The organism is Pedobacter nanyangensis, from assembly GCF_003313505.1.
In the GTDB taxonomy this organism is placed as follows: Bacteria; Bacteroidota; Bacteroidia; order Sphingobacteriales; family Sphingobacteriaceae; genus Pedobacter; species Pedobacter nanyangensis.
Genome location: NZ_QMHO01000012.1, coordinates 117,622 through 137,060, shown reverse-complemented (window position 1 = coordinate 137,060; position 19,439 = coordinate 117,622). Strand labels below are relative to the sequence as shown.

At 41.4% G+C, this 19,439-nt stretch carries 16 protein-coding genes; 12 read left to right on the top strand and 4 right to left on the bottom strand.

Annotated elements, in window-relative coordinates; all coding sequences use genetic code 11:
* Positions 1-142: 142 nt before the first annotated feature.
* The 7 genes from DUT71_RS16975 to DUT71_RS16945 all read left to right on the top strand — a co-directional run bounded on the left by DUT71_RS16975 (position 143) and on the right by DUT71_RS16945 (position 6,382).
* A complete protein-coding gene (locus DUT71_RS16975; RefSeq protein ID WP_113663737.1) occupies positions 143-1,546 on the top strand; it encodes a tetratricopeptide repeat protein in 1,404 nt (467 codons plus the stop codon).
* Between the two features lie 144 nt (positions 1,547-1,690).
* Positions 1,691-2,452 carry a phosphosulfolactate synthase gene (locus DUT71_RS16970; RefSeq protein WP_113663736.1) on the top strand — a complete coding sequence of 254 codons (762 nt, stop codon included), beginning with the start codon at positions 1,691-1,693 and terminating at the stop codon, positions 2,450-2,452.
* Between the two features lie 75 nt (positions 2,453-2,527).
* Positions 2,528-3,277 carry a shikimate dehydrogenase family protein gene (locus DUT71_RS16965; RefSeq protein ID WP_113663735.1) on the top strand — a complete coding sequence of 250 codons (750 nt, stop codon included), beginning with the start codon at positions 2,528-2,530 and terminating at the stop codon, positions 3,275-3,277.
* An 84-nt stretch (positions 3,278-3,361) separates the two neighbouring features.
* Entirely contained in the window at positions 3,362-3,958 is a 597-nt protein-coding gene (gene gldD, locus DUT71_RS16960; RefSeq protein ID WP_113663734.1) for a gliding motility lipoprotein GldD, read from the top strand.
* 130 nt (positions 3,959-4,088) lie between these two features.
* Complete coding sequence (locus DUT71_RS16955) at positions 4,089-4,727, top strand: MBL fold metallo-hydrolase (protein WP_113663733.1); 639 nt, start codon at positions 4,089-4,091, stop codon at positions 4,725-4,727.
* 32 nt (positions 4,728-4,759) lie between these two features.
* Positions 4,760-5,995 (top strand): ABC transporter permease, encoded by a 1,236-nt coding sequence (locus DUT71_RS16950; RefSeq protein WP_113663732.1) that lies wholly within the window; start codon positions 4,760-4,762, stop codon positions 5,993-5,995.
* A gap of 3 nt (positions 5,996-5,998) precedes the next feature.
* On the top strand, positions 5,999-6,382 hold the full coding sequence (locus tag DUT71_RS16945; RefSeq protein WP_113663731.1) for a hypothetical protein: 384 nt from the start codon (positions 5,999-6,001) through the stop codon (positions 6,380-6,382).
* Between the two features lie 179 nt (positions 6,383-6,561).
* On the opposite strand, the gene DUT71_RS16940 is transcribed toward DUT71_RS16945, so the two are convergent.
* Positions 6,562-7,416: a 1,4-dihydroxy-6-naphthoate synthase gene (locus DUT71_RS16940; protein ID WP_113663730.1), complete on the bottom strand. Its 855-nt coding sequence runs from the start codon at positions 7,414-7,416 to the stop codon at positions 6,562-6,564.
* 265 nt (positions 7,417-7,681) lie between these two features.
* Positions 7,682-8,308, bottom strand: a complete 627-nt coding sequence (gene mqnB / locus DUT71_RS16935) for a futalosine hydrolase (RefSeq protein WP_113663729.1) — start codon at positions 8,306-8,308, stop codon at positions 7,682-7,684.
* Between the two features lie 292 nt (positions 8,309-8,600).
* Here mqnB and DUT71_RS16930 point away from each other — a divergent pair, with 292 nt between their 5' ends.
* The 5 genes from DUT71_RS16930 (at position 8,601) to DUT71_RS16910 (ending at position 18,047) form a co-directional block, all read left to right on the top strand.
* Positions 8,601-9,011: a 6-pyruvoyl trahydropterin synthase family protein gene (locus DUT71_RS16930; protein ID WP_113663728.1), complete on the top strand. Its 411-nt coding sequence runs from the start codon at positions 8,601-8,603 to the stop codon at positions 9,009-9,011.
* 10 nt (positions 9,012-9,021) lie between these two features.
* Positions 9,022-9,657, top strand: coding sequence for a GTP cyclohydrolase I FolE (folE, locus tag DUT71_RS16925; protein WP_113663727.1), 636 nt, complete (start codon positions 9,022-9,024; stop codon positions 9,655-9,657).
* A gap of 166 nt (positions 9,658-9,823) precedes the next feature.
* Entirely contained in the window at positions 9,824-10,708 is an 885-nt protein-coding gene (fabD, locus tag DUT71_RS16920) for an ACP S-malonyltransferase (RefSeq protein ID WP_113663726.1), read from the top strand.
* Between the two features lie 165 nt (positions 10,709-10,873).
* Entirely contained in the window at positions 10,874-14,602 is a 3,729-nt protein-coding gene (locus DUT71_RS16915; RefSeq protein ID WP_240186971.1) for a sensor histidine kinase, read from the top strand.
* Between the two features lies 1 nt (position 14,603).
* A complete protein-coding gene (locus DUT71_RS16910; RefSeq protein WP_113663756.1) occupies positions 14,604-18,047 on the top strand; it encodes a hypothetical protein in 3,444 nt (1,147 codons plus the stop codon).
* Positions 18,048-18,121: 74 nt separating this feature from the next.
* On the opposite strand, the gene DUT71_RS16905 is transcribed toward DUT71_RS16910, so the two are convergent.
* The gene (locus DUT71_RS16905; RefSeq protein WP_113663725.1) at positions 18,122-18,553 is read right to left on the bottom strand and encodes a VOC family protein; all 432 of its coding nucleotides are present in this window, start codon (positions 18,551-18,553) and stop codon (positions 18,122-18,124) included.
* Positions 18,554-18,659: 106 nt separating this feature from the next.
* Positions 18,660-19,430 carry a lamin tail domain-containing protein gene (locus DUT71_RS16900; RefSeq protein WP_162796088.1) on the bottom strand — a complete coding sequence of 257 codons (771 nt, stop codon included), beginning with the start codon at positions 19,428-19,430 and terminating at the stop codon, positions 18,660-18,662.
* Between the last annotated feature and the right edge of the window lie 9 nt (positions 19,431-19,439).

Sequence of the window (19,439 nt, the reverse complement as noted above, 5' to 3'; positions counted from 1 at the left end):
GCCTAAATCTTTTATTTATAAACATTTGAGCTGCATATTGTGTGTATGTTGATAATTATTTTGTTGCCCTGTTTAATAAATAGTGTAAACTTATAATGTAATGCTAAACAAACAGGGACTGTTCTTTTAAATATTCAAAGATATGGAAGAGGAATTTGAATTTGAATTTAATGAAGATGCGCAAAACTCAGTAGAACGTTATGAAGAAATGATCCGGAATGAGGATCAGTATTTTTTTGATGCGCAAGCTTTTGAATATATCATTGACAACTACATTGAGAAGAATGATCCCGTAAAGGCGCTGCAAGTGATTGATTATGCTTTGAATCAGCATCCTTATGCGGCGGTTTTTCTGGTGAAACAAGCTCAATTACTATTGTTTACCAATCAGGTGGACCGTGCTTTTGCGGCACTTGAAAAGGCAGAGATGCTGGAACCATCCGAAGCGGATATTTATGTGCTAAGGGGAAATATCTACCAAAATATGGACCGCCACTCAGAGGCCCTGGAGAATTATGAAAAGGCACTTACCTTGGCCGAAACCACCGATGAAATTTTATTGCAGATTGCATATGTGTACCAAAATATGCACGATTACGAAAATGCGATTGTTTACATTAAGCGTAGCTTAGAGCAAAATATGGAGAACAAGGACGGGCTTTATGAGCTTGCATTTTGTTATGATATTTTGGACAAGCAAGAAGAAAGTATCCAGTTTTACCAGGAATACATCGATAACGATCCGTATTCCTATGCGGCCTGGTATAACTTGGCCAATTCTTTCCATAAGTTAGAGCTGTTTGAAAAAGCCATTGACGCTTATGACTATGCCATCTTGATCAAGGAGAACTTTGCTTCGGCCTATTTTAACAAGGGAAATGCCTTAGTGCAGTTGGATAAATATGAAGAGGCCATTGAAGTTTACAAACAGACTTTTGAGTACGAACCACCTAATGCCGATACCTATTGTGCCATTGGCGAGTGTTATGAGAAATTGGAGCAAATGGGCGAGGCAAGAGCGTACTATAAAAAATCCGTGAAAATGGATCCCAAAATGGCCGATGCCTGGTTTGGCATAGGGGTTACCCTAAACTCTGAAGAACGTTATTTCGAATCGCTGCACTTCTATAAAAAAGCATTGGACCTTGACGAGGAGAATGCAGATTTTTGGTTTGCCATGGCCGATGCGCACTATAAGCTTGGTCAAATTGACGAATCGATAGAGGCTTATTACAAGGTGGTGGAGTTTAACCCTGTGGATGTAGAAGCCTGGCTGGATTTTTCGACCGTACTTTATGAACAGGGCAAGCTTGTAGAGGCCTCGGAAACTATGGCTGAGGCGATCAAGAATAACCCAGACGCTGCTGAACTTTACTACAGGATGGTGGCTTATATGTTTGCTTTGGGCAAAAGCCAAGAGGGTATTGATTACCTGGAAAATGCTTTGCAAATAGATCCGGCTAAGCACTACATTTTGTTCGAATACCTGCCGCAATTGTCAAATAATAGCACAATTGTTACCATTATCAGTAAATACATCAAATAAAAACAAAAACTTAAACTTGGTGTGTGCCTAAAAAAAGGCAGAGTTTTTTAACTTTGCAGCCAATTGAATATGCAATAAATCATCGCATTGTTGCGTATTCAATGAAAGCGCCATCTCGCCGATGGGATACACAACACAGATTAGATGAATTATACTTTAAACAACATTCCTGAACGTACCAGCAAACCACGCCAAAAAGGATTAACCATGGTGATGGACAAAGGCTTAAGTTTAAGGCAGGTTGAAGATTTTATTGAAGTTTCAGGTGTACATACCGATATTGTGAAGCTTGGATGGGCAACTTCTTTTGTTACCCCAAACCTGAAGGAAAAATTAGCCCTTTATCGCAGTGCTGGCATTCCAGTTTATTTTGGCGGAACCCTTTTTGAAGCTTTTGCCGTTAGAAACCAGTTTGAAGATTATCAACGTGTACTTGACCAGTATGGCATGGAATATGCCGAGGTGTCTGACGGTTCCATGGATATTGTACACGAAGAGAAGTGCGAATATATAGCTAAACTGGCCAAACAAGTTACCGTGATTTCCGAGGTAGGCTCCAAAGATGCTACCAAGATTTTTGCGCCATACAAATGGATCCAGTTGATGAAGGCAGAAATTGAGGCCGGTTCGTGGAAGGTTATTGCCGAAGCCAGGGAAGGCGGAAATGTAGGCATTTACCGCGGAACGGGCGAAGTGAGGGAAGGCTTGGTAGATGAGATATTAACCCAAATACCCGACGAGCGAATTATATGGGAAGCCCCTCAAAAAGAACAGCAGGTATGGTTTATCAAGCTAATTGGCACCAATGTTAACTTGGGGAATATTGCTCCAGCAGAAGTAATTCCTCTGGAAACTATCCGTTTAGGCCTACGTGGCGATACTTTTGATTATTTCTTGAATAAATAATAAATGCTTTTTTGGCGGAGGTGGCGTTGAGATCATGTAACCTCTCTCCATCAAGAAAGCACAATACAAACTTCTATGAGAACTTTTGGTTTAATAGGTTTTCCGCTGTCTGCATCATTTTCCAAGCAGTTTTTTGCGGATAAATTTAAAGCCGAGGGAATTACGGATTGCAGATATGAACTACATCCCATTCCCCAAGCAAAAGAAATACTGGATTTAATTGAAGCCGATCCTTTGCTCTGCGGCTTAAACGTAACCATTCCACATAAAGTGAGTGTAATGCCTTTTATGACGGAGTTGGACGATGCGGCCGAAAAAATTGGAGCGGTGAACTGCATCTCTATTGACCAATCGGGGGATAAGCCACATTTAAAGGGCTACAATACCGATGTTTATGGTTTCGAAGAATCCTTGAAACCTTTGTTAAAGTCCCATCATAAAAAAGCCCTGATATTTGGCGATGGCGGGGCGGCAATGGCGGTGAAATACGTTTTCAATAAACTGCAAATCCCATTTATTTCGGTAGTCCGTAACCTACAAGACAATGCCGTGCTATATTCTAGCGTAACCAAGGAGGTGTTGGAAGAATATACCATTTTGGTAAACACCACCCCTTTGGGCATGTTCCCCAATATCGATTCGTTTCCACCCATTCCCTACCAGCACCTCAATGAGCAACACTTAGCCTACGATTTGGTTTACAACCCGGAAGAAACTCAATTTTTAACCAAAGCCAAAGCCCAAGGTGCTGCTATAAAGAACGGTTTAGAAATGCTACATTTACAGGCAGAGCGTTCTTGGGATATTTGGAATGCAGAAATTTGATAATTAGCAGATGTGAAGATGGGCTAATGTGGGATTAGGCAAAATACCTTTCATCATCACATTCTCGTATTGTCACATGATCACATGAATATGAGTATATCGATTCGAAATTTTTGTCTGACCGTATTGTTGGCTAGCTTATTTGCCTGCAATGGCGAAAAGGTAGCTACGCCTAAACCCAAAGGCTATTTTCGGATTCATTTTCCTGAAAGAAAATATCAGGTTTTTAACGATGGATGTGCTTATAGCTTCAGTTATCCAACCTATGCCAAACTAACGGATGATAGGGATAAAAATGCTCAGCCTTGTTGGAAAAATTTGAATTTTACCCCTTTTAACGGCGTGCTGCATATCACCTATTACGATGTTTTTTCACCAGAAACCTATAATGAGATGACAGAAAATGCCCGTAGTTTGGCAATGAAGCATACCATTAAGGCCGACGCCATTGATCAACGCATCATTAACTATCCCGATAAAAAAGTTTACGGCATTTATTACAGTATAGAAGGAAATACGGCTTCGTCTGTACAGTTTTTTCTTACCGATAGCGTGAACCATTACCTGCGTGGGGCGTTATATTTTAACGAGCGCCCGCAATACGATTCCATCCAGCCGGTAGTTAAATTTATCAAACAGGATATCGATAGCTTAATTGCGAGCTTTAGGTGGAAGAAATGAAAGTTGCAGGTTTTGCGTTATAGGTTTTAAGTCTGTATCTAACCTATAAACTGTAGAACTTGTAATGAGCTTAAGAGCTAGCTTTGACATTCGCTGACGTATGACTTAATTATTTAAAACTTATAGCCAAATGATCAATATCCAGCAATTTACTTTTAATCCTTACCAGGAAAATACCTACGTTTTATTTGATGAAACCCGTGCGTGTGTCATCATCGATCCGGGGATGTACGAAGGCAGCGAACAGAACGAGCTGGTTCGTTTCATCAACGATAACGGGTTAAGGCCTGTACTGCTATTAAATACCCATTGCCATATAGATCATGTATTAGGCAATAAGTTTGTGTTTGACCAATGGGGACTAAAACCGCAATTTCATAAAGGCGAATTGCCTTTGTTACACCGGGTAGTAAGCTATGCGCCACAAATGGGATTTCAATATGAAGTTTCGCCGGAGCCCGAGATTTTTTTAGAGGAAGCCGGCACTGTAACCTTTGGCAATAGCCAGCTGGACCTGATTTTTGCTCCCGGACACTCGCCGGCACATTTGTGCTTTTATGCAAAGGCCGAAAATTTCCTCATTGGCGGCGATGTGCTGTTTTTAAGGAGCATTGGCCGTACCGATTTGCCAGGAGGGAACCATCAGCAGCTTATCGAAAGCATCAAAAACAACGTGTTTGTATTGCCAGATGATTGCCAAGTGCACCCTGGGCACGGGCCTAGCACCACTATTGGATATGAAAAATTAAACAATCCGTTTTTGGTGTAGTACTTTATTACCGTTAAACTTATCTTTACCAGGTGAACACTGCACTTTATATTGCCCGTAGGTATCTTTTTGCTAAAAAATCTACCAATGCCATTAACATTATCTCGGCCATTTCAATGGTAGGTGTGTTGGTAGGCAGTGCAGCTTTGATCATTATCCTGTCGGTATTTAACGGCTTTGAGGAAATGGTTTTGAAGATGTTCAACAGCATTACCCCGCAAGTGGTGGTTGCCCCTGCCAAAGGGAAAACATTTAATCCCAATACCGCTTATTTCAACCAGCTTAGGAAAGACAAAAAAATATATTCTTTTACCGAGGTGCTTTCTGAAAATGTTTTGGTAAGATACGACAGTAAGCAAACCCCAGCCATGATTAAAGGGGTAAGCGCCGATTTTCTCAAAAACAAGAGCTTGGATACCATCATGGTAGAAGGGACTTTTGTATTGGAAAATAGGGTAGGGCAGCCACAAGCAGTATTGGGCTCAGCCTTGCAGGCATTTTTAAGTGTAAATCCGGCCGATCCTTTTGAGCAGCTTCAGGTTTATTCGCCCAAAAAAGGAGCGCAGGGAAATAGCATTAACCCTTTGGATGATTTTGCGATGTTGGGAATCTCGCCAGCTGGCATTTTTGAGGTACAGCAGGACTTTGATAACCTGCTGATTGTTCCCCTAAGCTTTGCTCGGGAGCTGCTTGGCGAATCCACCGCGGTGTCGGCTATTGAGATTAACGTAAACGTAGGGGTAGATGCCGAAGCCTTTAAGAAAAAGGTGGAAAGCGATTTGGGCAGCGCTTATGTGGTGAAAAACCGAATAGAGCAAAACCAGGCGCTTTATAATGTACTGGGTTCAGAAAAATGGATGGTATACATTATACTAACCTTTATTTTAATCATCGCAATTTTTAATATCATTGGCTCGTTAACCATGTTGGTGATTGATAAGCAAAAAGATATATCGGTGTTGAGCAGCCTTGGCGCGGGGAAGAAGCTGATAAAGCGAATTTTTTTAGCGGAAGGTATGATGATAACACTTACAGGTTGTATCTTTGGGGTGTTAATAGGATTAATATTTTGCTTGCTTCAACAGCGTTTTGGCTGGGTTAAAATGGGAGATGCAAATTTTATGTTTTCTAATGCTTACCCTATAGCCCTAAAGTGGAAAGATTTTGTGCTGGTTATTGCCACAGTAAGTTTTTTTTCTTTTATAGCCGCAGGTTTGGCATCAAATTTAAGTGTAAAAAAGATAGATCGTATTAACCAAGATCTCTAGCGTATGTGTACCAGGAAAAAGTTAGTTTGTGCAGTGTTGTTGGCCGTGGGTTTTTTATGGGCTTGTAGCAACAATAAAGGTTCAGAGCAGGAAAAAGGTAAGTCTTTAACTTTAAAAGGCCTGTATAGCTATGGCCCAGAAGTAAAGTCGTTTACAGATTGTGACGAGGGACGTGAATATTGGGTTGCAGATAGTGCGAAGAACTTGGAACTGGAATATGTTAATTTGGGCTTTGAAAAACCGTACACGCCAGTGTATATAGAAGTGGAATGCCATTTGGTAAAATCAGACACTACTACCGTTACCGGTGGCTATGATTCAACGATGGTGGTTACTAAAGTGCTCAAGATGAGCAAGGAAATACCCGAGGGCCCCTGTAACCAATAATTAGTGGTTAGCGCTAGTTGCTAGGATTTGGTTTTGTAGACCACGCAGTACCTTTTTTTATCGCAAATCAGTTGTTTTTTGTGAGCTTTTAGGCGCAGTCATAGATCTTGTCGTCATCTAAAATCTGAAGAAGATTGCTTCGTGCCCCGCAATGAGGCTGGATGAACAAGAACTTAGTTTCAGGAATTTACATACAATCCCTTTTCAATTGTCGGGATCACTTCGTTTTTGGTGGCGATATCGAACAAGGTATCAATCGCTTTGCGGCCTTCGGTGCCTAAATCTACCGAGTATTGGTTCACATACAGTTCAATATGCTTGTACATCACTTCCTCATCCATGGCCTGCGCATGCTCACGGATAAACTCAATGCCCGATTTGGGATTTTCGAAAGCGTACTCTACTGATTTTCTTACCAATCGGTTAACCTTCTCCTGAATATCTAAAGGTAAATTTCTGTTCACTACAATACCCCCTAATGGAATGGCACAACCCGAAAATTCTTCCCAATAGGCACCTAGGTCAATCACTTTATGTAGCCCTTTGGCTTGGTAGGTAAAACGGTTTTCATGAATAATCAAACCAAGGTCTATCTCATCATTTAATAAAGCATCTTCAATTTCCGAAAATACCATTTCTCGTTTATTGGTAAGCTGTGGATAGGCCACGCCCAATAAGAAATTTGCTGTAGTGTATTTGCCCGGAATGGCAGTTTTTAATTCAAAACTTCCGTTCTTCAGTTGGTTTGCTATGCGCTCGGCATTTTCTTTTTTGCAAATTAACAACGGGCCAACGCCAAAACCTAAAGCGCTACCTGCATCTAGCAAGGCGTATTGCTGTGCAACATAGGCAAAGGCGTGGAAACTCAATTTGGTAATGTCCAATTCTCCCTTTAAAGCCTTTTGGTTTAAGGTTTCTACATCGTCAAAAAATACTTTAAAGCTTAAGCCTCCAGTGTCTATTTTGCCGTGAATTAGGGCGTCAAAAATGAATGTATCGTTGGGGCAGGGCGAAAAACCAAGGGTAAGTTCCATGCAGTAAATTTACGGGATGAAATAAATTTATGCGTCATTTGAGCTTCAATTATTTTTGCCATGTGTTTATGTGGTTATATTTCCTTTCATAAATACAAGCACATAGATGCATAGGGGCATTGTTTTTCAATTACAGTGAACAGTTCTTAAGCAGTAATAGGGCTAATCACGTCTACAATCACTACGTTTGGAGGTTGGTCGGTAAGCAGTTTTAGTTTATCTACTTTGATCATCGGGCTGAGCTCATTTTGGTTGGCCATGGTGCTTAGTTACCAGACTTATTGATGAAACCGATTAACCAATCATTCAAGTTTTTAACGGCTAACCCAATTTTCCAGCTTTCTCTGTTGCGAGGTTCTACGTAATTAGAAATGCTGCGAACCTGTAAAGTAGGAATGTTCAATTGCTGGCAAGCGTAAAATACAGCGGCGCCTTCCATGCTTTCTGTTTGGGGTTGATATAACTGAATGGTTTTTTGGATACTTTTAGCATTGCCATGCACCTTGTTCACCGTAATTCCTTTCACTTTTTTCAAGTTCAATGTTGTTTCGGTTGAGGAAGAAAAAGCATTTTCGCCAAAGCCCAATTGTGGTAAAGTGATGAAATTTTCATGGTCTTCGGCGCCTAGTTCGGCAAAAATATCGTGGGTAATATTTAGGACCTCGCCCAAAGCAATTTCACGGTCGAAACTGCCGGCAATGCCTACGTTAAGTACAAGTGCATAGGATTGGTTGAGCTTTTGCCCCAAGGAAAAAGCCGTAGCTACCATGCCTACACCTGTAATGAGTATGTCAAAGTTTTTGGTTTCGATAAAGTTGTTTTCTGCAATGCCAAAATGTTCCAATGTTGGAGCTATTTCGGCCTGTGTTGCTGCTACTACCAAAATTTTCATGTCACTAAGTAACGATTATTTTTGGTTTGTTTGTTGGTTTTTTAACCCATGAGCAGTGTATTTTGTAAGTTAAACCCGATTGTAGTGAAAATACTTTTGCAATCAATGTCCTTTGTGTAGTAGGCTGACAGAAGTTGGGGCAAAAGATTGTAACGGAAAGCGGGATTAACATTGCGATGAAAGACAGGCATTGTTTTTCAAATCGTAAGCGCATTTTCAAATTTTAACTTCGGGCCGATATCGACGGCAGGCTATTGACTTTATCTGTATATTTGCGTCTTATTTTTTAAAGATGATTTATATTACACGTAGGGAGAGCTTTAACGCTGCGCATAAACTTGCCCGCCCTGATTGGAGCGAAGACGAGAATACAGCAGTGTTTGGCAAATGTGCAAACCCGAACTGGCATGGACACAACTACCAATTGTTTGTAACGGTTAAAGGCGAGGTAAATCGGGAAACTGGTTTTTTGGTAGATTTGAAATGGTTGAAACAAGTGATCAACAAGCATGTGATTGATAAGGTAGACCATAAAAACCTAAACTTGGACGTGGATTTCATGAAAGGCAAACTAGCCTCTACGGAGAATTTGGCTATTGCCATTTGGGACATATTGGCGCCCCATGTTAGCGAAAGTGGCGCTCAGCTTCATTGCATCAAAATTTACGAAACAGATAACAATTACGTCGAATATTTCGGCTAACATCTTATTTATGGCACACGAACACGACCACGAACAGGAGCTATTATTGGGCTACCAAAAAATAGACCGATATGATGAGGATAAAATTAATGCGGTAGCGGTACATTATAAAGATATTTTGGAACGTTTGGGTGAAGACCCGGCACGTGAAGGCTTGGTGAAAACCCCTGAGCGTGTAGCTAAAGCACTGCAATATTTAACCCATGGTTATGATATTAAACCTGAGCAGATTCTGAAATCGGCCATGTTCAGGGAAGATTACAGTCAGATGGTGGTGGTAAAGGACATTGAGGTATTTTCGATGTGCGAGCACCACATGCTGCCTTTTTTTGGCAAAGCGCATATTGCCTATATCCCAAATGGACATATTGTTGGGCTGAGCAAAATTCCAAGAGTGGTTGATGCTTTTGCCCGTCGGTTGCAGGTACAGGAGCGTTTAACCAACGAAATCAGGGATTGTATCCAAAACACGTTGGCCCCTGCGGGGGTGGCAGTGGTTATGGAGTGTAAACACTTGTGTATGGCCATGCGTGGCGTACAGAAACAAAACTCGGTAACTACTACCTCGGCATTTACGGGCGAGTTTATGAAAAACGATAAAACCAGGGCAGAGTTTTTAAGGTTGATTACCGCAAGTTTAGACTAATTTGCGATTTCAGCTTTACGGCAAAGAACACAAAGAGTTTTTAGTTGTAATCATTTGAAATCTTTTCTCCTTGATAACAATTTAACAATAACAATCAAACATTTAAAAGTGGTATGAGTGTGTGGCAGAGGTTAAGTCCCACGGCTCATATCTCCAATCTAAAAAAATGAAGGCATATATTTTTCCGGGGCAAGGTGCCCAATTTGTGGGCATGGGCAAAGATTTGTACGAAAACAGCCCATTGGCTAAAGAACTTTTTGAAAAGGCAAACAACATTATTGGTTTCCGCATTAGCGATATTATGTTTGGTGGAACCGATGAGGAGCTTAAGCAAACTAATGTAACTCAGCCTGCAATTTTTTTGCACTCGGTAATATTGGCTAAAGTTTTAGGCGCTGATTTTAAGCCAAATATGGTTGCCGGGCACTCTTTGGGCGAATTTTCGGCCCTGGTTGCGGCCAATGCTTTGTCGTTTGAAGATGGTTTGAAACTGGTAATTGCTCGTGCCAATGCAATGCAAAAGGCTTGTGAGCTTCAACCTTCGACCATGGCCGCCATTTTGGGCCTTGCCGATGAGGTGGTAGAACAGATTTGTGCTGAAGTAGATGAGGTGGTGGTGCCGGCAAATTATAACTGCCCGGGGCAATTGGTCATTTCTGGAACCATTGGGGGAATAGATGAGGCTTGTGAAAAGCTAACTGCCGCAGGAGCAAAAAGAGCTTTAAAACTCAATGTAGGTGGCGCATTCCACTCGCCGCTCATGGAGCCCGCCAAAGTGGAGTTGCAGGCCGCTATTGAAGCCACCACAATTAACGCCCCAGTTTGCCCAATATATCAGAACGTAAATGCGCTGCCAACCAGTGATCCGGCGGTAATTAAGGAAAACCTAATTGCCCAACTTACGGGAGCCGTTAGATGGACCCAAACGGCTGCCAATATGATTGCTGATGGGGCTAACGATTTTGTAGAAGTAGGCCCTGGTAACGTGTTGCAAGGTTTGGTGAAAAAAGTGAGCAGAGAGGTGCAAACCAGCAGTGCAAACATCGCTTAAATAATAAACGCTAATGGGCTGCCGCATGCAGCCCCAAATATCACCGGGGAAAAGTTATTCTTGAAACAACAAGAGTAACTTTTTCTGTGTTTATACGTTGGGAATAAAGATTTTGCTTTTTAGACAGCCCCATTTCTGTATATTTATATTTTAAAGCTGCCGAATTTGAATACAGGACTAAAAATTAGGTTATTGATGTTGTTATTAGGGTTTTGCTGTTTTATAACGGCAATATCTCTGCGCAACTCAATTACCCGACAGGACCTGTTACATCATGAAGCCAATGAACTGCAAGAAAACTTATTGGAAAGGGAACGGATCGTTTACGATTACCTCACCCTGCCCCTAAAACTGGAAGAACTCAAAAAATTAACGGTTGATGAAGGTTTAGCCAATAACTTTATTGCCACTTACCGATTGAGCGGTATCAATGTTTTCGTTTATAAAAACCAGCAGCTAGAATACTGGAGTACCTACAAGGCTTTGCCCTCAAACATACAGAAAGTAAAAGAGGGGGCCTCTTTTGTTTTGCTGTCCAATGGTTATTACGAGCTAATTAAAAAAACAGTTGGCCAATATGTATTTGTTTTTATGATTACCGTAAAAGCACATTACGCTATTGAAAACCAATATCTGAAAAACGAAATTTGGCCAGGCCTTTATGATAAGAAAACTTTAGAAATAGCCTCGTTTACGGATAAAGAAACCACCGAAATTTTTAGCCTTAACAAGGATTATCTTTTTACGGTTAAGCTAAGCAATAACTATACGGACAATATTTACACCAGCTCTGAACTGTGGTTGTGGATCATTGGGGTAATTTTTGTTAGTCTTTTTATAAACTCCTGCGGATTGGCCTTGGCCCGAAGCGGAAAGCTGTTATGGGGTACTTTTCTCATTGTTGTTTATTTTATCGCCTTAAGGTTAACCGATTTGAAGTTTTTTTGGTTCAACCATCAGTTTGACCTTAAAATATTTGATCCGAGTATTTATGCCGAAAGCGATTTCCTGCCCTCACTCGGCGATTTGCTTTTAAACGTTTTGGCACTTACCTGTATATGGGTGTTTATATACGCCCATAGAAAAGAGTATAGGTTGCCGAAATGGCTGGCCCGCAATAAATTTGCCAATTATTTTTTGCTAACACTGCTTTTGGGGGCGCTGGGCGGCATAGGTTTTTTAACCGAAGACCTGTTTTTTGGTGTAGTCTATTATTCTAAAATAGATTTCAATATCAGTAACATTATCAATTTAGGGTGGATAAGCTGGCTCAGTATCTTTATCCTATGTTTAGTGTGGCTTAACATTTATCTGATGGTGAGTGCTGTGGTGGCACTTTGTGGCCATTTTGTAATTAGCACCCGCCAAAAGCTGTACACTTTCCTTGTTTTATTGCTGGGCTATACCATTTACATGTTGGTTACAGACTATACCGTTTTTTACATGATATACGCCCTGCTGATATTTATGATCGCTTATCATCAGTATATCCAAAAAAACAGGTTGTCGGTTTCGGTGATGGCGGTTATATTTTTATGTATGGCTACCATTACTTCTATCAAGTACATCAAGTTTGAAGACATCAAAGAAAGGACTACCCGCACGGGCATTGCCAGGAAGCTGATGAATGAGGATGACCCGAAAGTGATGAATGCCATTGAGCTTCTGGAACATGGCCTAACCATAGATTCGCAGGTGGTAAGCTATTTTAAGCAGCCTTTGTTGATACAGACCTCTAATTTCCATAACTATATCTCTAAGAACTACCTCGACGGGTACCTGTCGAGATTTGAGTACAAAATCTTTGAATACAACAGCAATGATCAGTCTCTTAAAAGCGCCGAGAGCTTACCGATCAACAAGTACAAAAATCTGGTGAAGTTTGGAGCGGTAAAAACGCAACAGGCAAATTATTTTTATCGGGTTAACGACACTTTTGGCTTTCAGAATTATTTTGGGATTATTCCTGTTTTTGATGGAGATAGTTTCTTGGGGACCATGGTGGTGGAGCTTACCTCGAGGCCTTATGATTATAGTAGCTTTTTTCCTGACCTACTGATTGACGGAAAACTGAAAAGCGATGAAGACCTGAGCAATTATTCGCTGGCATTTTATAAGCAAAACCAACTTTTTGGGCAATCCGGAAAATACGTTTACCCGATGTTCAACTCCGTATTTAAAGGTGAAAGGGATAACATTGAGTTTGTAAACGAATATACAAATGCGGGCTCCTACAGCCATGCGGTGTACAAGCCGGCCAATAATCGCTTAATTGTCATCAGTATCGAAAAAGTAAATTTTACCGTTCGCTTGGCTACGCTATCCTTCTTTTTCCTTATTTTTATCTTTTTTGGCGTACTTATTTACATCATCACCTGGTTGGCGGTAAACATTAGCGATAGCCGTGGAGGCCTGTTTAACCTGAACAGGTATTTGATGATCAATGCCAATAAAATCCTCTATAAAACACGTATCCAGTTCTCCATCGTACTATCGGTAGTGGCTACGCTAATTATAGTGGGCTGGACAACCTTTTTCAACATCAGGCACCAATACCTGGAACAGCAAACGGAGCAAGTTAGGGAAAAGCTGAGAAAAGTACAGCTGGCGTATGAAAAGCATATTGCGCTGCCCGGAACCATCAGCAATAACAGCGAATCGCAGTTTGAATTTAATCAGTTTGCAGATGTTAATGGCGTTTACCTTAACCTTTTTGATATTGAAGGCAACCTGTACCTGACATCGTTGCCAAAACTTTACGACTTGGGAATTATTAGCCGTAAAATGGGGCCAACGGCCTATATGCAATTGGCCGTGCAACAAAAATCGGAATTTATCAACCCCGCTGAAAAAATTGGCGATTTTACCTATGCGGCGGCGTACGCCCCCATTAGAAATGCCAATAACCAAACCGTAGGTTACTTAAGCGTGCCCTACTACTCAAACGAAGAAGACTATCAGGCGAAAATTGGCCTGTTTATCAATACCCTGATCAATATTTACGCCTTAGTATTTGTGCTTATTGGTGTGCTGGCGGTTTTCCTGGCCAACCAAATTACCAGTCCTTTAACCTTTATCCAAGAAAATATCAGGCGTACAAAACTGGGACAAACTAACCAGCCTATTGTTTGGCACAGGCAGGATGAGATAGGGGTGCTGATTAAGGAATACAATAAAATGATTGCCGAACTGGAAATTAGCGCCAACAAGCTGGCCCGAAGTGAAAGGGAAAGTGCATGGCGTGAAATGGCCAAACAAGTGGCCCATGAAATTAAAAACCCTTTAACGCCACTAAAACTAGGCGTACAGCTTCTGGAAAAATCATGGAAGGAAAACGACCCTAATTTTGAAAAGAAATTTGCTAGTTTCAATAAATCTTTCGTAGAACAGATTGATAGCTTGGCCACCATTGCATCGGAATTTTCCAATTTTGCAAAAATGCCCGATACCAAATTGGAGGATATTGCACTGGTTCCCATCATTGAACAAGCCAAGGAAGTTTTCAGTTCGGTTGATCACGTAGAGATCCATGTGCTCAATAGGAGCAATAAAGAAATACAGGTTTTGGGCGATAAAGACCAGTTGTTGCGTTCGTTCAATAACTTATTTAAAAATGCGATAGAAGCTGCGGATGGAAAGGAGAAATGTGTCATTAAAGTACATATTGCCAATGATGAAAAGCAGGCTTTTGTAGAAGTGGAAGATAATGGCAAGGGCATTGATCCAAGTTTGCATAGTAGTATATTCCGAGCCAACTTTACCACCAAATCATCCGGAACCGGGTTGGGCTTGGCTTTCGTTAAACAGGCGATAGAAAATGCCGGAGGAAAAGTAGAATTTACCTCTGTGCTGAACAATGGTACCATCTTCTACCTTACCTTCCCCTTGGTTTAAAATGCTTAGATGGGCTTTCATATCGCTTTTGGTGATTTTGATTGGGACTGATTTAAAAGCGCAGCTCAGCACCAACCGGCGATCTAAAAAAATAACCAGCTCCCGTACGGTTATCTTGCTGGATAGCTTAAGCATTGTGCCTCAGTCATTCGCCGTGAAATATCCAGAGGATATAGCTGCCGATACCTCACTTTATACCGTTGATTACGCCAAAGCTACTTTTTTATGGAAGGGCGCCGAAGGTATATCCTTAAACCTGCATTACAAGGTTTTCCCCATGTTGTTCTCCAAAACCTATCGGCACAAGGATATTAAAAGGCTGGAGCAATCAGTAATTAGTGGCAGTGATACCTACGTTTATAAGCCCCAAACGGTAGAAAATACGCTGTTTTCTATGAAAGGCCTGCACAAAAGCGGCAGTATTTCCAGAGGAATTATGTTTGGCAACAATCAAAATCTTTCGGTTAACTCCAATATGGTGCTGCAAATGTCGGGCAAAATTGCCAATGATATTGAAATTTTGGCGGCAATTTCTGATGATAACCTGCCCATTCAGCCCGAAGGGAATACCCAGCAATTGAACGAATTTGACCGGGTGTTTGTGCAGATCAAGAAGGACAGCACGGTACTTACTGCCGGAGATTACGAACTGAAGCGGCCTGATAGTTATTTCATGAACTTTTATAAACGAACGCAGGGCGCAATGATTAACCATCAGTTTAAAACGGAAAATGGTATTCGCTTTAGCACCACGGTAGCCGCTGCGGTGGCCAAAGGCCGTTCTGCCCGTAACCAGATTATGGGCCAGGAGGGCAACCAAGGTCCTTATCGCCTAACAGGAAACAACGGCGAAACCTATATTGTGGTGATTGCCGGAACCGAGCGTGTTTATATTGATGGCGTACCTTTGTTGCGTGGCCAAGACAATGACTATGTGATTGATTATAATACCGCCGAAATTACCTTTACCGCAAAACAGCTCATTAATCTCAACACCCGTATTTCGGTGGAGTTTGAATATTCTGATAAGAATTACTCACGTTCGTTAACCTATCTAAACCAGCGGATCGAAAAAGGGCAGCTTGCCTTTCGGCTAAATTATTATAATGAAAAAGACAATCGAAATCAGCCTTTTTTGCAAACTCTAACAGATGCCCAAAAGCAATTTATGGCAAGTTTGGGTCAAAATATATCCCAGGCGTACTATCCAAACGTAACGGAGGTACCCTTTAATGAGAACGAGATTTTGTATGAGCGATTACTTTCTACGGGAGGTATTGAATATTATCGATATTCTACTGATCCGGCCGTAGCCAAATACAGGGTAGGCTTTTCTTATGTTGGCGATGGAAAAGGTAATTACCGCATCAACCACCAGTCGGCGGCAAACGGAAAGGTTTATGAGTTTGTAGAACCCGTAGGAGGTGTTTTGCAGGGAAATTATGAACCTATTACATTGCTGGTTACTCCCAAACAGCAGCAGCTTATTACCGTTGCAGCCGATTATAAACCCCAAAAACAAAGTGTTTTTAGCAGCGAATTTGCTATTAGCAATAACAATGTGAATTTATTTGCGGATAAACGCATGGCCAACGTTACTGGACAAGGCCTTAAACTAGATGCCCTGCACCCCTTTGAACTTAACCAAAAGGGGCTAAAACTTAATACCTCGGCCAATTACGAGTACGTAAGCAAAACTTTTAAGCCCATAGAAAGGTACCGAATGGTGGAGTTCAATCGGGATTTTAACCTTGATGCGCTCACTACTCCCGCAACGGAACACCTTTTTTCGGTGGGGGCGCAATTGTACAATAATCCACTGCAAAATATCTCTTACACACTAAGCACCTTCAGCAGGGAAACTCAATATCAAGGCTATTTGCATAAGGTAAATGGCCTGTATAAGCAGGGCAGATATGGCCTAAAGTACGACGGCAGTTTGCTTAAATCTGATGCTACGGTAAGCCGCGGCACTTTTTTTAAGCATTATCTGGAGGTGAATAGAGAGATCTTTGGCCTGCTTGCAGGATTCGTGTTTGAGCAGCAGCATAACCTTACCAGCGATAAGCAAACAGATGTTTTAACAGGGAGTAGCTTTTCGTACCACCTCTATAAATGGTATTTGCAAAGTAAGGCTGGTCAAAGCAACCGGTACAAATTGGATTATAGTTATAGACAAGATCAGCTACCGAGAGGTACTCAATTGCTAAATAGCTCACATTCGCAGAGTGTAAATTTAGGAGTAGATTTAACCAAAAATGCCAATTCGGTATTGAGCCTAACATCTGGTTACCGTAAAACAGATTATACCAACGGTTTTGCCTCCGTGAGCAATGATGAAAGTTTAGTGGGCAGATTGGATTACAGCCTGAATGCCTTCAAAGGCTTCATCAATAGTTCATTGTACTATGAGGTAGGTAATGGCCAAGAGCCCCGAAGAGAAATCACCTATCTGGAAGTACTGCCAGGACAGGGTGTTTACGCTTGGAACGATTATAACGGAAATGGCATTAAGGAACTGAACGAATTTGAAATTTCCCGCTTTCCAGATCAGGCCAAATACATCCGTGTTTTTACCGCAGGTACGGAATATGTACGTACCAATTTCACTGGAATTAACCAAAGTATCAGGCTAACGCCTAGCGCCATTTTAAAAGGCGCCAAAGGCTGGCAGAAATTACTGCGCAAATTCACTAACCAGCTATCTTATAAAATAGATAGAAAGATCTTGGCCAGTAAAGGCTTGGAAGTGTATAATCCATTCAATACCGGAATTGATGGCGAAAACCTGGTTTCGTTAAGCTCTTTTTTGCGGAATACCTTGTTTTTTGACCGCAACAATCCAAAATTTGGAGTAGATTTTAATTATTTGACAGATGGCGGAAAAAGCTTTTTGAGCAACGGTTTTGACAGCCGTAAACGCCATGAAACGGGATTGCGCATCAGAACTACTCCTGCTAGAAGTGCCAACCTTAATTTGACCGTTAATCATGGGCGTAAAAAATATCAATCAGAGCTATTTTCGCAACGCAATTATCAAATCACTTATCTGGATCTGTTGCCAGAGTTTAACTACCAGTTTAATACTGATTTTAGACTTACCTTTTTAGGCGTGTATGGCAGCCAGCATAATATGGAGGCATTAGGCGGAGAAAAAAACACCAATATCACTTTCACTACCGAAACACGATATAATGTTTTGAAAAGGGGAGTGCTCACGGGAAAGGTTAGTTTTATCAACAATAAGTTTAAGGGCAACGGCAATAGCACTATAGGATATGAGATGCTTTCGGGGCTGCAGGTAGGTAACAACTACACTTGGGGCTTGGCCTTGCAACGAACTATAGGAAACGGTATACAGCTAAACATTAGTTACGAAGGGCGTAAATCGCCGGCGGTAAATACCGTACATACCGGAAACATGCAGGTAAGAGCTTATTTTTAGCTGCGGTAGCCGTATAATTTCGAGCGCCCAGCCCTATCGCGGGGAAGGCGCTCGAAGTGCCGATGGCATGAGGGTTACTTTTGCTGCTTGTTATAGCTCATCATCCAGTTAATGCCAAATTTATCGGTTAGCATACCGAAATAATCTCCCCAAAAGGTATCCATGAGTGGCATGGTAATTTGCCCATCGGTACCTAGGAAGTTAAAAATGCGGTCTGCTTCTTCTTTGCTGTGGGCCGAAATTGATACCGCAAAATTGTTGCCCTGTTTAAAGGTGGGAGCCCAATCGCCACCTACATCGCTGCCCATTAAAATAGAACTGCCTATAGGCAAGGACACGTGCATTATTTTGTTTTTATCGGTTTCTGGAACGATATAATCTTCACTTGAAGGCATCTCGCCAAAGCGGCCAAGGTAATTAAATTCGCCCCCAAATACAGATTTGTAAAAGTTAAAAGCTTCTTCGCAGTTACCATTAAAATTTAAATAGGTGTTGGTTGTTGTCATAAGATTTAATTTTGGTTACCTAAACTTAGGCAATTAAATCATTAAAAATTTAACGTAGGTCTAAATTTCAATCAATATCTTGGTCATCACCGTTAGCCGCTTTGTTTTATTTGGTAGGTAAGCCAAGGTTGGTATAATCCCAAGCCCTATCGCCCGAAATTTGCCACTCACTATCTGCAACGGTTGTTCCTTTGGCTTTTGCCCAATCTGTAGTAGGGTTGTGAACGGTTGCTTTTCTGAAAAAAGTTCTGTTGCGTGTATCCGCAACCTCGCCTGCTATGGTCCACATAAAATTATTGCGGGCACTGCTTGAACCTGTGCTGGTTACCCTAGCTACTTGCGGACTGCCAAATACATCAATAATTTTGTAGGTATTTCCACTAAGCGTAATGGTGCCTGCGGCATCCTTTTTCAGCAAGGCAATGGCGCTATTTCCACTTAATTGTAAGGGTACGCTGGCATTGGCACTTGTAGTGCTGGTGGTTCCCCAGGTAACATCGCTTTTGATTACTGTGGGATCAGCTTGAGGTGAAGCAATCACGTAACATTTACCTTTTGCAAGCGAAGTGGTTAGTAGGAAAAAATTTCCAACAGGGAAAGCCCAGTTCACTAAGGTATTTGCATCGGTACTGGCCATATAGCCAATGGCATAGTTGGTTAAATCTACGCTGGCACTGGTGCCATTGTAAATTTCTACGTAATGAGGGCGTGTACCTGCCGCATTTGCATCGGTATTGATGGCTGTAGAGATCTCAGAAATCAATAAATCTGAATTATCATTGCTTGGCGGGGGCGCAACTGGTGTAAATTCGATTTCAGAAGAGCAGCCACAAAAAATAGTAATGATGAAAAGTATAATTGGAAAATATGTTTTCATGTTATGTTT

What these genes read in the sequence shown, in the direction of transcription:
- DUT71_RS16955 (WP_113663733.1), top strand. Translation starts at nt 4,089, where the DNA reads ATGATCAATATCCAGCAATTTACTTTTAATCCTTACCAGGAAAATACC.
- DUT71_RS16930 (WP_113663728.1), top strand. Translation starts at nt 8,601, where the DNA reads ATGATTTATATTACACGTAGGGAGAGCTTTAACGCTGCGCATAAACTT.
- fabD (WP_113663726.1), top strand. Translation starts at nt 9,824, where the DNA reads ATGAAGGCATATATTTTTCCGGGGCAAGGTGCCCAATTTGTGGGCATG.
- DUT71_RS16900 (WP_162796088.1), bottom strand. Translation starts at nt 19,430, where the DNA reads ATGAAAACATATTTTCCAATTATACTTTTCATCATTACTATTTTTTGT.
- DUT71_RS16970 (WP_113663736.1), top strand. Translation starts at nt 1,691, where the DNA reads ATGAATTATACTTTAAACAACATTCCTGAACGTACCAGCAAACCACGC.
- DUT71_RS16905 (WP_113663725.1), bottom strand. Translation starts at nt 18,553, where the DNA reads ATGACAACAACCAACACCTATTTAAATTTTAATGGTAACTGCGAAGAA.
- DUT71_RS16965 (WP_113663735.1), top strand. Translation starts at nt 2,528, where the DNA reads ATGAGAACTTTTGGTTTAATAGGTTTTCCGCTGTCTGCATCATTTTCC.
- gldD (WP_113663734.1), top strand. Translation starts at nt 3,362, where the DNA reads ATGAATATGAGTATATCGATTCGAAATTTTTGTCTGACCGTATTGTTG.
- DUT71_RS16910 (WP_113663756.1), top strand. Translation starts at nt 14,604, where the DNA reads ATGCTTAGATGGGCTTTCATATCGCTTTTGGTGATTTTGATTGGGACT.
- DUT71_RS16940 (WP_113663730.1), bottom strand. Translation starts at nt 7,416, where the DNA reads ATGGAACTTACCCTTGGTTTTTCGCCCTGCCCCAACGATACATTCATT.
- DUT71_RS16945 (WP_113663731.1), top strand. Translation starts at nt 5,999, where the DNA reads ATGTGTACCAGGAAAAAGTTAGTTTGTGCAGTGTTGTTGGCCGTGGGT.
- DUT71_RS16975 (WP_113663737.1), top strand. Translation starts at nt 143, where the DNA reads ATGGAAGAGGAATTTGAATTTGAATTTAATGAAGATGCGCAAAACTCA.
- folE (WP_113663727.1), top strand. Translation starts at nt 9,022, where the DNA reads ATGGCACACGAACACGACCACGAACAGGAGCTATTATTGGGCTACCAA.
- mqnB (WP_113663729.1), bottom strand. Translation starts at nt 8,308, where the DNA reads ATGAAAATTTTGGTAGTAGCAGCAACACAGGCCGAAATAGCTCCAACA.